Origin of the sequence: Embleya sp. NBC_00896, assembly GCF_045207785.1 — a bacterium.
Lineage (GTDB): Bacteria > Actinomycetota > Actinomycetes > Streptomycetales > Streptomycetaceae > Embleya.
The window spans coordinates 2,626,374-2,638,666 of the sequence record NZ_CP108777.1 but is presented as its reverse complement, the minus strand read 5'-3'; the positions used below and the strand labels follow the sequence as shown (position 1 = coordinate 2,638,666).

Annotated in this window: 13 protein-coding genes; 6 read left to right on the top strand and 7 right to left on the bottom strand. The window is 69.7% G+C overall.

What is annotated here, in order from left to right; genetic code table 11:
• Positions 1-870: 870 nt before the first annotated feature.
• Entirely contained in the window at positions 871-1,107 is a 237-nt protein-coding gene (locus tag OG928_RS45240) for a hypothetical protein (RefSeq protein ID WP_406291910.1), read from the top strand.
• A gap of 304 nt (positions 1,108-1,411) precedes the next feature.
• On the opposite strand, the gene OG928_RS45235 is transcribed toward OG928_RS45240, so the two are convergent.
• Positions 1,412-1,618: a hypothetical protein gene (locus OG928_RS45235; protein ID WP_331767847.1), complete on the bottom strand. Its 207-nt coding sequence runs from the start codon at positions 1,616-1,618 to the stop codon at positions 1,412-1,414.
• 446 nt (positions 1,619-2,064) lie between these two features.
• Between OG928_RS45235 and OG928_RS45230 the strand changes: the two genes are divergently transcribed.
• From OG928_RS45230 to OG928_RS45215, 4 genes are all read left to right on the top strand, one after another.
• On the top strand, positions 2,065-2,595 hold the full coding sequence (locus OG928_RS45230; protein WP_331767846.1) for a SigE family RNA polymerase sigma factor: 531 nt from the start codon (positions 2,065-2,067) through the stop codon (positions 2,593-2,595).
• A 65-nt stretch (positions 2,596-2,660) separates the two neighbouring features.
• Positions 2,661-3,539, top strand: a complete 879-nt coding sequence (locus tag OG928_RS45225) for a hypothetical protein (RefSeq protein WP_406291908.1) — start codon at positions 2,661-2,663, stop codon at positions 3,537-3,539.
• A gap of 654 nt (positions 3,540-4,193) precedes the next feature.
• Entirely contained in the window at positions 4,194-4,655 is a 462-nt protein-coding gene (locus OG928_RS45220; RefSeq protein ID WP_331767843.1) for a hypothetical protein, read from the top strand.
• Positions 4,656-5,536: 881 nt separating this feature from the next.
• Positions 5,537-5,722 (top strand): helicase associated domain-containing protein, encoded by a 186-nt coding sequence (locus tag OG928_RS45215; protein ID WP_331767842.1) that lies wholly within the window; start codon positions 5,537-5,539, stop codon positions 5,720-5,722.
• A gap of 586 nt (positions 5,723-6,308) precedes the next feature.
• Here OG928_RS45215 and OG928_RS45210 read toward each other — a convergent pair.
• The 4 genes from OG928_RS45210 to OG928_RS45195 form a co-directional block, all read right to left on the bottom strand.
• A complete protein-coding gene (locus tag OG928_RS45210; protein ID WP_406291906.1) occupies positions 6,309-7,127 on the bottom strand; it encodes a hypothetical protein in 819 nt (272 codons plus the stop codon).
• Between the two features lie 304 nt (positions 7,128-7,431).
• Positions 7,432-7,608 (bottom strand): hypothetical protein, encoded by a 177-nt coding sequence (locus OG928_RS45205; RefSeq protein ID WP_331767840.1) that lies wholly within the window; start codon positions 7,606-7,608, stop codon positions 7,432-7,434.
• Positions 7,609-7,951: 343 nt separating this feature from the next.
• Positions 7,952-8,296, bottom strand: coding sequence for an ATP-binding protein (locus OG928_RS45200; protein WP_331767839.1), 345 nt, complete (start codon positions 8,294-8,296; stop codon positions 7,952-7,954).
• 97 nt (positions 8,297-8,393) lie between these two features.
• A complete protein-coding gene (locus tag OG928_RS45195) occupies positions 8,394-8,990 on the bottom strand; it encodes an aminotransferase class III-fold pyridoxal phosphate-dependent enzyme (protein ID WP_406292137.1) in 597 nt (198 codons plus the stop codon).
• A 175-nt stretch (positions 8,991-9,165) separates the two neighbouring features.
• Between OG928_RS45195 and OG928_RS45190 the strand changes: the two genes are divergently transcribed.
• A complete protein-coding gene (locus OG928_RS45190) occupies positions 9,166-9,486 on the top strand; it encodes a hypothetical protein (protein WP_406291904.1) in 321 nt (106 codons plus the stop codon).
• Between the two features lie 114 nt (positions 9,487-9,600).
• On the opposite strand, the gene OG928_RS45185 is transcribed toward OG928_RS45190, so the two are convergent.
• Together OG928_RS45185 and OG928_RS45180 are read right to left on the bottom strand one after the other, a co-directional pair.
• Positions 9,601-9,864 (bottom strand): hypothetical protein, encoded by a 264-nt coding sequence (locus OG928_RS45185; protein WP_406291902.1) that lies wholly within the window; start codon positions 9,862-9,864, stop codon positions 9,601-9,603.
• Between the two features lie 665 nt (positions 9,865-10,529).
• Positions 10,530-12,170, bottom strand: a complete 1,641-nt coding sequence (locus OG928_RS45180; protein ID WP_331767835.1) for a serine/threonine-protein kinase — start codon at positions 12,168-12,170, stop codon at positions 10,530-10,532.
• Positions 12,171-12,293: the final 123 nt, after the last annotated feature.

Below are 12,293 nucleotides of genomic sequence, written 5' to 3'. Positions count from 1 at the left end.
CCGCCAACCGGCTCAACCCCGGACGGCAGGCCACTCCGCCCGAGCAATGGCGCGAACTACGCTCACGGGCCGAGAAGGAGCGCCGCGCGAGGCAACGCTCCCGGAGCACAACCGGGTCGCGGCCGGGCCAGGACGCGCGCGGCGTCGACAAGTCCGGCCCCGAGCCTGGCGCCCCCACCGACCACCGACCCGTCGGGGCCCGGTACGGCGGCGGCCACATCGACTTCAGCCGTGGCACCTTCACCGGACCCGTGACCGGGAAGGTCGAACACCACCACGGACCCGCACCCACCGCCCTGGCGTCCCTAGCTCCCGTCCCGGCCGGATTCGTCGGCCGCGTCGGCGAACTCGCACGCCTCGTCGCGACCCTCGCCCCCGCCCGCGAAACACCGGGCCCCACCGCCACGGCGCACGAGTGCGTGAACACCGCGACCGCGCCCGGTCCGCAAGATGGGGACGCGGGCACGCCGGTGGTGGTGTGCGCGGCCGTCGCCGGCATGGGCGGCGTCGGGAAGACCGCCCTCGCACTCGCCGCCGCACACGCGTTGCTCGACCGGGGCCGGTTCCAACACGCGATGTTCGTCAACCTCCGCGGCTACGACCCCGACCCCGTCACCGGCGACCAAGCCCTCGAAGCCCTGCTGCGCGCCCTCGGGGTGGATCCCGTCCACATCCCGCGGTCACCCGACGAGCGAGCCGGGTTGTACCGCTCGGCCCTCGACACCCTCGACCGCGACGGGCAGGCGGTGCTGATCCTGGCCGACAACATTCGACGACGCCATCACCGCCCACACCCACGCCCTCGACCTGTTCACCGGCCTCGGCGACCGGCACCGAGCGGGATCGGCATGGTTCAACCTGGGTCGGGCATTGGCGGCGGTCGGGCACATCGACGAGGCGATCACGGCCATGGGCGAGGACCTCGCGGCGTGCCGCGAGACGGGCGACCACCACGAAGCCGGGCAGACCGGCGAGGCACTCGCCGAGTTGTGGACCCGCGCCGGGGACACGGCACGGGCCCGCGAGGCGCGCGCAGGCGCGGCGGCCGAGTACACCGCGGCCGGGGCGGTCGAGGACGCGCGGCGGGTCCTGGCCGAGGACGAGTGACGCGCACCAGTGTTCTCCCCGATGGCGTCGCGTAGGCGCCGGCGGGTGACGTGTGTGAGCGGTTTCCCAAGAGAATCGGGTAAGTCAGGCGTAACAGGTGTATGCCGCCGCTGTTGCCCGTTCGCGTTCCGGGCTGATCCGCTGTGTGCTGCCGTGCCGCGCTGATCGCGGTCGTCAGCCGAAAATCCGCTCGCCGGTGGGCGTCAACGGCCCGTTCGCCAAGGCGGAGCCGATCCCGAGCCCACGTCGATCGTCGCAGGCTCCCCCTCCCTGACGTCGAAGGGAGCGCAGGTACTCCGGGCCGTCAGGCGGGTGTCGCCCCTGCCGGTCCTTCCGGATCTGCGTCGGCTCGGACGCACGCGGCCCCCCGACCCGCGTCGGGCGCGCACGCGGTGCACCAGGTCACCCACTGGCCGCCATCGGCGCGGGTGAGGACGCCCGCGCGGGGCGCCACATAGATGCTGCACCTGCGGTTCACGCACGCGGCGCCGAACTTGTTCACTGTGCTCATCGGTCACTCCCGTCGTCGACATTCCGGTGGACCGTCCCAACTGCCGGGCCCAGCCGCGGACATCGGCGGGCACCGGGTGGGCGGTGCCGCGCCGACGCGCGATGGCGGACGTTGTTCGCGTCACCGACACGCGGGCAGTCGCAATTGCCGTGTCCGGCTGCGAATCCTGCCGAACCCGTAGGTCGCATGGGGCTCACAGGCCGGCGTCGGTGTCGAAGAAGTCGACGGTGCGGGGGGCACGGCGCCGGGGTCGTTGCGTTGAGCAGGCGAGAAGACTTCGAGGGGTACCAGCCTGCCTGCTCCGCGACGCGGGACGCGTTGAGTCCGGCCTCCACTGCGCAATACCTTCACGGGCCCCGCCCTGACCGCCCCTCGGAAGGGTGTGACCGAACCGGCGGTTCGACACGTTAAGACTCTGCTAGGTCGTCGACGGAGCGGGGAGAAGGATGGGTTGGTTCCACAGGGAGCGCATCGGATTCGCCGAGTTCGCCGAGGTGAACCAGACCGTGCTGCGCCGCACCGCCTACCTGCTCTGCGGCGACTGGCATTTGGCCGAGGACCTCGCGCAGACCGCGCTGGAGAAGGTCTACGTCGCGTGGCCGAAGCTCGAGCGGCAGGAGCACCCGGAGGCCTACGCCAAGCGCGTCCTGATCAACGCGTTCCTGGACGGGCGCCGTCGCAAGAGCAGCGGCGAGATGACGGGCATAGATGCCGACGCACTGGCCCGCACCCCCGCCCCTGCCCATGGCGACCCCGAACTGCGGCTCACCCTCGTCGACGCGCTGCACACCCTCGAACCACGCGACCGCGCCCTGCTGGTGCTGCGGTACTGGGAGGACCTGAGCGTCGAGGAGACCGCACGGCGGCTGGGCATGGGCGTGTCCGCCGTGAAGACCGGCGCGATGCGCGCACTCGCCAGGCTGCGCGAGCGCGTGCCGGAGCTGACCCGCAAGGCCGCTGCGGAGGGTCGGCCGTGAGGAAACGGCGCACGGCGGAATGGCCGGCGGCGGAGACAGCGGCACACATGAGAGGAACCGACGTCGTGGAAGGGCACGTAGTGGAGACCGAAGACCTGTTTCGCAGCGAACTGCGCGCCGAACTGGACGAGTTGGCGATCCCTCCGGGCGCGGGGCTGGCGGTCCGGGCGGCCGAGGGCGGCCGCCGCCGGGCCCGGCGGCGCGCGTTGGGGCAGGCCGTCGGCGCGACCCTTGCTGTGGGAGTGATCGCGGCGGGCGTGCTGGGCGCGGCACAGCTGGGGACGAGTCCGGCGGCCAAGGCGGGGCCCGCAGCGGATCCGTCGCCGTCCTGGATCGACGGACGGTTCGGCGGCGTGAACCCCGAGCTGCCGGCGCAGCCGGTGGCACCAAATCCCCTCGCCGAGCAGCTCGGTCCGATCATTACGAGCCTGCTGCCCGGGGGGACGAAGCAGGTCACAACCAACACCGCCGTCGACGGCGGCCTCTACGCGAAGGTCACCTGGGACACCGGCCAGGGCGTGGTCGAGGTGACCTTCCACATGGTGGGCAAGCGGTTCTTCGGGTGCACCATGGCCGACGGCAAGCCGAAGCCCAAGGAGAACAACTTCGGCGGCTGCCGCAACGCACCGGACGGAACGCTGCTCGGCACCTTCGAGAAACCCTTTCCGGACAAGGGCATCGCCTGGAAGGCCGTCAACTACGTCGCCGGGGAGACCATGGTCGAACTGAGCTACGGAAACGGCGAACTGTCGGACAACGGCAAGCCCACCCGCAGCACCTTGCCGCTGACCGACGAGCAGGCCCTGTCCATCCTGAGGAACCCGGCCTGGGCGCCGATCCTCGCCGCCTACGTCCCGCCGCCGCCCGCCGACCCCGCCACGCTGCCCACCTTGGGCCCGACGCGGTTCCCGATCGCCTCGTCCAGCCCGGCAGAACAGCCCTGACCCGACCCGCACGCACCGAGGGCGCCCCCGCCGGTCCCGGCCGGGGCGCCCCGTGATCTGCCGGAGGCGCCCGGCAAGGTCCGCGCGTGCTTGCTGGGCGCTACCGGACGGAGACCGGGGCATCGGTACGGGGAGTGTCAGACCTTGAAGTCCTCATGGCGGACAGCTCGTTTCCGCGCGTGCTCGTAGCCGGTTACCAGGTGAGCCGCCAGGGCCGGGTCCTCCCCGACGAACCGCTCGGTGACGGCGCCCTCACCATCGGAGCGTGACCACCCCTCGCCGCACCCCGACTCGGCGGCGCGGTCACGCGTGTCCGTTCCGCTGACAAGGCGACGGTATTGGGTCCGCCGAGGCATCGCACGCCGGGCGAGGCGCGGCGGCCCGGAGATCGCAGAAGTGTCGGCGGTATCCCGGTGCGGTGCGCCGCGAGTGCGATGCGCAAGGTTTTCGAGATGTCCGCCGGCCCCTTGTCCACCGTCCGTCCACCGCGGACAAGGAGGCTGTGTCCAGGCGATATCCACTGTGTCCCGGTTGCCCCCTCGACCGCCGCACCTACGACCACGAGGTCCTGGGCCCGCTCCGCGGGCAGTCCTCCGGATCGCCGCTCGCGGCGGGAAATGGGAGGTCCACCACAACCCGCTCGACGGCCGCCGGGTGTGGATCCGCCTGCCCGACGGCGAGTCGACGCAGATCCCCCGGCTCCACCGCGACCACGCCCACCACCCGTTCGACAAACCCACCAGGCGGTACCTGCGTGCCACCGTCATCCCCCACACCGACGCCGACATCCACGAAGCGAACCTCGCGCAAGCCCTCGACCGACTCATGTGCCGCGCCCGCACCGGAGGGGCCACCCGCACTGAACAACGCCTCCTCGCCCGCAGCACACCCACCCGGATCCCCCCACCGGCACGCTCCGTGCACGAAGGACGGGAGCAGGACCTCGGCGACAGCGCCCCGGGGAAAGGCGAGGAGAGCCTCGACGAGCTCGACGACGGCCTCAACGAGTCACGGCCGGCGGGGTCGGACACCGACGAAGACGAACTCGACTCCCCCGCCCCGCCGTACACGGGCTACGAGCTCTACGACGCCCACGAGGAGGCCCTGAAATGGTGAGCCTCGGCGTGCACTCGGGCGACGGCCCGAGTGGCGAGGGTATGGACACGACGGAACAGTCCCGGCCGGTCACCACCTGGCATGGTTGGCAGAACTTCGTGGCCGCACCACCCCCGACACCGCCCGAGCCCGATGCCCCGCCACGCAGCCGGGAACAACGCCTGGCCTACCACTCCGCGTTCGTCACCATCCACACCCCGGCCATCGACACCCTCGTCACGAACATACGCACGCCGATGATCCCGGGCCCGGGCCGCCGGCAACGGACCACCGAAACGCGCACCGACCGCGCGGGGACACCACCGCCGCCTCGCCGCCTACCACCCGCCAACGCACCGCCGGCCGGATCGGCAGCCTCACCCGCCTCACCCGCCAAGCCGCCATCACCGCCATCGACGACGGCACCAAGAAGATCACCAAAACCAGCCTCGACGCGATCCGCCTCGACCACACCGCCGAAACCCGGCATCGCCCCGACACCACCGGGTCCCGCCCACCCAAGCGGTAGGCCGCCCCGACCCTGCGACCAGGCCACAGCTCCGTGACCAGCACAAACACGGTCCGGTCCTTTAGACATACAGGGCTATGCGAAACATACCCCGGCTTTCTCAACGAAACTGCGACACCGCGAGGTCAGGCCCCCGCGGTCCCCGCCCGGACGGCCACAAAACGTTCTCACCCAACCTGCAACACCCCAGCTCACACCACCGCCTACACACCAACAACCACTGCGAAATCACAGCCGCACTCCGGGAGTTGGACCCGTGGTGGCGACCTGAAGGATGGACCATCGCCTGGCAGAGGGCCGCCAACGAAACACGCCTCCACCGCGCACGCTGTGGCAGCCTCGACGAGCTCACACCCGGATGGATCACCTGGACGTGCCCAGAGCACACGTCGAGACCGTGGCGACGCAGACGGCGGCCGGACCCGACGGCGGCGTGGGTGAGGGCGGCGGGGTCGTCGACGTGCGGCTCGGCAAATGGGTCAACAACCGACGCACCCGGCGGAGTTCGTTGAGCGAGGAACGGGTGGGGCTGCTCACCGAACTCGGCACGCGGTGGTGAACTGCGGTGTCGAGTGGGGGTGTTCGTGTTCGGTGGGTGTGAGGTTCGCAGTGAGATTCGAGGGGTGTGGTGGCGGGGGTGCTTCGGGTCGCTCCGGGCGGGGCCCGACGAAGTGGTCGTTTATGGGCCGGGTCGCCGGGTGCTACGGGCCGGCGCCGATGCCCCGGCGGCTCACCAGCGGTGGCTCAACCGCCGCCCCCGTAGGCGATGCTGTCGGGGTCGGTATTGGCCATATGGGGTGGTGGTGCGGGATGACGTCCTGGACCTCGTCGGGGGGCGGGAAGGAGGGGGTGCTCGGGCGGGACGACGGCCGGTCCGGCCCAGCCCCATGGACTCCCGCGCAGTGACTCCGGAGTTTTTGGCCGAGGGCGAGGGGCCCTTCTCGGCGTCGGGCGTGGAATGGGACGGCGGTGCCCGGTCCCTTCTGGTGGTCTCCAGCCTCACCGCCGTGGTCGCCGTTACCGCTGTCATCGCGGCCGGTGGCCTGCGCCGTGTTCCGGCCGTCACGGGGGCGCGAGGCTTGGGGAGCCGGAGTGAGAGTCGATGCTGCCGGTCTTGGGGCGCGGCGGTCCATTCGGGGGCGGGTCTACTGGACCATGGCCGTGTGTGGGTGTTCGGGGGAGTGGGGGCAGATGTAGAACTGCAGATGGTTGAGGTCGAAGATCTGGACTTTGGTCGGGTCGTGCGCGTCGTCGGCGCAGGGCTCGGGAGCTTGGTCTTCGTGGGGGATCCAGCTGTGTTGGATGCTGTTCCATTCCCTTGAGTCGATGTTCAGCAGGGGGACCATCTCGGTTTCGCACGCGGTGCAGAGCCGGATGCCGGGATCGGTGAGGCCCCAGTGGGGCCGGCCGCCGACTTTCCAGCCGGGAGCGGTGGACAGGTGATATCGGTAGAAGTCCTCCGGGTACTCGGGGTAGGGGTCGACGTCGTCTGTCTGCCACCTGTCGAGTTCCTCGCCGACCGTGCGCCATCTGTCCGGGTCCTGCAACCGTTGTCTCGGTTCCTGGCCCAACTCCAGGGGGTTGGGGTATTCGACGATCGGCTCGGGTGCGAGGAGACACGGCTGGGGCACGTAGTAGGACTGCGCCTCGAACGGCTCCGGGGGTGTGACCAGGACGTCGACGATCTCGCGGGCCGATCGCCAGAACAGGGCGGTCAAGGGCATGTAGTCGCCCGACTCGAGGTAGTGGTCGAAGGGACACCACAGGACTTGCAGCAGATCGGCGTTCCCGGGCGGTCGGAGCAGGGGTACATCCCGCACGTACAGCTGGGCCACGGGCAGCATCGCGACCGGACCGCCCCCGGTGCCGACTCCCTCACGGAGCCGCTCCAACCGCTCCCTGATCGCCTTTTCCTCAGGCTCGTGTCGGGGGTCGTCGGGGTCGCGACGCAATCGTGATTCCACGTGCCGTAGCCGTATCTCCGTCAGTGTTTCGGCCGTGCCGCTGTCCGGATGCGGTCGGTCGCAGTGCGGCCATGGCTCGTCGGCGGGCCACCGCAGCGGCCCCCCGACGGAACTCTCGTGCATGCTCGGGGATCCGGGGCGGGGGTGGAGTCGTATTGCAGCCCGCGCCAGTGGAGCCAGTTCGGGGAAGACCGCAGTGACGTCGACCGGACGCGAAGGAGTGGTACGAGTGAACTTCACTTCGATCATGCTGCCACCGCCCTCCGACACCGAACGCGCCGCCCGCACGCCTGTCCGGAGGCGATCACGCGCCCTGTCCGCCGGCGAGGGTGAAGCCGGTCCTGTCCGGCGTGTCGGCGGCGAGGGATCCGGGGGACAGGAACAGCGCGGCGAACGCTCCGGGGCCGTGCCGCCGGTCGAGCCGGTCGTACATCCGTGTCGTGTCGCCGTCGATCCCGGTCGTCAGGATCGACGTGTGCAACTCCTCGGCGTTCGTGCGGCCGATTTCGGCCGGGACGTCTCGTACCGGCCGTTGACGGCAATCTGGTACCCGGCCGACGAGTTCGGGTATGCGGTGCGTTCGGGGAGCGGATCGCCAGGGACGGGCGGGGCGGTGGCGAGGTCAGCCGGGGCGAGTCGTTCGGTCACGTCACGGAAGGCGATCGCGTCCACGGGGGTTCGGGACGTCGCGGACGGTGAAGCCGTGTCGTGCGGCGGACAGGTGGGTGATCGCCCGCACCTCGCGGTCACAGGCTCCCTCCATCACCACACGACCGAAGACACCCAACCCACCTCCGACATCGTCGAGCATTTCTACGAAAACCTCATCGGCGACTTCCCGGCCAAGTCGTCGTCGAGAATGGCGACCCCCTCCCGGCATCGAGGAGAAGGCGGCAATATTCGCCTTCGGCGCGACCGGCGACCCGACGCGCCGGGTACTCCGTAGCCCGGCCACGCAGCACGGTCAGCCCCCGGCGGCGGGCCCGCTCGCAGAACTCCACCAGCAGCCGACTCTTGCCGATGCCGGCCTCACCCGTGACATCGACGACCGACGGACCGCTATCCCCCAGCCGCTCCAGCACGCAGTCCAGCCGACCGAGCTCCGCGGCCCTGCCGACGAACGGCGCCATGTCCACGCGCAGTTCCGGCCTGTCATACGCCTCAGTCACGACGAATCCCCTTCTTGGCACAGCCCGGCACACCGTTTCGAAGTCGGCGGGGGAACCGGCGGCTCCTCCGGCCGTGCCCGACGCTGCCCGCCGGACATCAGGCCCTGGCCTGTGCCAGGACTTCGCCCAGCCGATCGCACATCCAGTCCAGTTGATCGGGCTCGATGACCAGTGGCGGGGCGAGCCGGAGGGTGGAGCCGTGGGTGTCCTTGGCGAGCACGCCGTGGTCCAGGAGCCGCATACAGGCATCGCGTCCGGTGATCAGTGCGGGGTCGAGGTCGACACCGGCCCACAAGCCACGGGACCTGACGGCGACCACGCCCCGGCCGGTCAGATCCTCCAGCCGGCCGCGCAGCCGCTCGCCGAGAGCGGCCGCGCGGGCCTGGTACTCACCACTGCGCAGCAGCCCGACCACGGCATGGCCGACGGCGGCGGCCAGTGGGTTGCCACCGAAGGTGGAGCCGTGGCTGCCGGGGCGGATGACACTCAGCACGTCGTGACGGGAGACCACTGCGGAGACGGGCACGATGCCCCCGCCGAGTGCCTTGCCGAGGATATAGATGTGGCGTGCCCGCTGCGGCCCTGCACCGTGATCGTGAACTCGTCGGCCGAGGCGTTGACGCCACCGGGGGTGCAGGCGACGGTGCCGGACGGCAGCAGCGGCTGCACATGTGCTCCGATCACCGCCCGGCACACGGCGCCTTTCACGGTCGACCGCCTCCTGGACCACCACGCCCACATCACCGGCACAGGACCCGCACCGTTCTGACCCGCACCCGAAACCGACCAGCCCCGAGGGCAACGTCAGCCAGCGGCGGGCCGGCTATCTACAACGAGCAAAGGCCCGATTAGTGCAGCAGAATACCTATATGAGCCATTCAGACCTTTTGCTGAAATTCATATCTCTTGATGCCTCGGATGAACAATCCCGTAGTGCCCCCTACCGGATTCAGGTGTTGATCCGAGGGACTGTGCTGACCGGTCGCGTGATCGCCGTCGCCGCCTTTGTGGATGAGGCGCTGCCCTCCCCGCCGCAGAAGCAGAAATACGAGAAGAACCACAGCGCCGAGGACGACGCGAGCGCATACCTGCACATGCACACGGATCCGGACGTGGGGATCGGGGAGGCCAGGCGGCAGAAGGTGCGAATCCGGATCGATCACATCGATGCCTGGTGGCCGTGTGCCTAGAACGGGGCGGGCCACCAACCGGCCTGGATCATTCCATATAGTGCCCAACTCCTCGCGACATCTCGGTTCCGAGACGGGTTCCGAGCGCCGCGCCGCGTGTTCGCACGTCCGGGCTCAGCCGGCGGCGGGCCGGTCGCCCTCGCCGAACGTCGGCACATCCACCGGCGCCATGTCCTCGCGCAGGCGCAGCAGCCGGACCGGGTGCCGCCACCGGCCCTCGTCGAACGCCGTGTCCACCGCGACCTCGGCCACCATGTCCGGCTCCACCGGGATCATCGGGTGTCTCTCGCGGCTTCCCCACGCGGTCGAGAACGAGCGGCCGTACCAAGGGTGGTCGTCGGCGGCCGGGGCCAGCCGAGCGGTCACAGCGGCGGCCACGCGGCGGCCTGGGACCGTACTGCGGCCGACGGACCTCAGCAGGCCAATGTCGTCGAACCGGCCGAACAACACCGTGGTGGGCTGCGAGATGCTCCCGGCGACCGCCCCGATCACGGCCTCGGTCGTGTTCCGCAGTACGGGTGCAAACCACGTATTCGTTGCGTGTGCTACTCGGGTGCGTTGTCGTCTACGCGGGATCGGGTTGGACCCGTCAGCCGCGTCGGCGCCGCGTTACCCAGGGCAAGCGCCCAGACGTCAGCTCAGCAGGGTCGTCGCCAGTCCGACGAAGACGCCCGGGCTCGGGAGGCCGCTGTCACCGAGGGTATCCCTGACGCTCATATCCCCGCACGGGTGGCGGGGAGGCCATGCGCAGGGTGATGGACGGTGTGGACCCGTCCTCGGTGTTCGCCGAAGCGAGCGTCGCTTTGAACATCCTGCGGAACGTGTTTGGGATCGACGCCCGGTTGAACCCACCGTCCTGAGAACCGCGACCCAGGGCCTTCATTGAGCGCGTGGCGCCCACCCCTCGCTCTGTAATCTCAGCCCTGGCCGGTCTGACCGTGATCATGCCTATTCACGATGTCGTGGGGTTGGAGCCGGGCGAGCCGATAGAGGTGGACACGCAACGCGTTGTGGCCGCCGACCGGGCCCAGAGACGGCGTGATTCAACCCCAGACGGGTTTTTCGTGGTTGCTCGGCTCGTTTTTGAGGAACTCGTCGAGGTAGCCGGCGAACTGGTTCGCCAAAGTGGTGACCCTCTGCTTGTGGTTCGCGCCCAAGTTCCCGAACTCCCTGTACTTGATCTCGATGACGAGGTTGGCCCGCCGGAACCGGACGTAGGTGGTGTTGTGCGTGCCGATCTTCGAGATCGCCTCGTCCATCACCGTCTGCACCGCCTCGTCCCCGGGCCCGTTCGCCAGCTTGCTGGAGGTACTGCCACCAAAGGGATCGGGGCCGGGCGTGAACGCTTTCATCTCTTCCTGCGGGGGTCCTTCGCCGCCTAGCACCGAGCTGATGACCAGCTCGAACCCCTGGTTGTCGGGGCCGCCCTTCCACCCGCAGTTCGCGTTCCGGCTGTCGTTGGTGATCTTCGACAGCTCATAGGCCGCCAATTCCTTCCTCCCCCGCATCTGATTGCGCTGCAGGTCCCCACACAGGTCCGGCATCCTCTGGTACCGGGGCGCCGAAGTGACGGTCGCGCTCGGACCGGCGGCGGCGTTGTCCGACCGATCACGCTGTTCGACCACGGCGTAGTAGGCGATGGCGACCACCACGAGAGACATCGACAGGCCCGCCAGAAGTCGAACGCCCCTGCTCACGGCCCATCGGCGCGCGACCGTCTGCGCGAACTCGACGTCTGCGGTTCCCGGTTGGGATGCGTCGAGCGCCCGAGTCCGCGCGAGTGGCCGGATGACCTCCGTCTCGGTGCCGTGGGTATCTCGGTCGGTGGTGTCCGGGCGCAGCTGCGCGAGGCGACGGTGGACTGCCGCCGCCGATCCGGGGCGCTCTTCGGGGTCGCGCCGGAGAAGGTCCGCGAGGAACCGGGCCACCGGCGCGGGGACGTCGGGGCGAAGTTCGGTCACCTCCGGAGGGTCTTCGTCGAGTTTGCGACGGATCACCGACAAGGGTGTGCCTTCGCCGAAGGGAGGCGCCCCGGTAAGCAGGGCGAAAAGGACGCCGCCCAGGGCGTAGAGGTCGGAGCGTTCGTCGCCGCGTTCGTCGAGGAACTGCTCCGGCGCCCCGTACTGGGCGGTTCCGGCGGGGGAAAGCATCGTGGTGGGCGTGACGGTGAAGGTGTGGGAGTGGGTGAAGCCGGCGATGCCGAAGTCCACGACCTTGACGGAGCCGGCCGTGGTGAGCATGACGTTCGAAGGCTTGACGTCGTAGTGGACGACGTTCGCCTCGTGCGCCGCGACGAGGGCGGCACAGATCTCCTCGGTGATCTCCAAGGCCCGGTCCAGAGCCAGGGGACCGCGCCCGCGCAGGTATTGGGCCAGGCTGGTGCCCTCGACGTACTCCATGATCAGGAATTGCAGGTGGTCGTGGGTGCCGCGGTCGTAAAGGGCGACGATGTTGGGGTGGTTGATCTGGGCTGCGGCCACCGCCTCGCGTTCGAATCGGCGGATCCGCTCGGGCGGGGCGTGGTCGTCGTGGTGCAGGAGTTTGACGGCGACGTTGCGGTGGAGTTGGCGATCACGTCCGGCCCAGACCTCGCCCATGCCCCCTCGACCGAGCTCTCGCGTCAACTCGTACCTGCCCGCGATCAAAGCGCCCCGCTCCACCCGCCACCCCCGTGACCTGTCCATCCGAAATGCTCGGCATCACGGATCACGCCCACATCTCGCAGATAGTTCCATCAACATCAACGATCCGCAGCAACCCAAAGGCGCCATGCGCCGCATGGTCAAAGAAGCTAAGAGTCTCGGCCT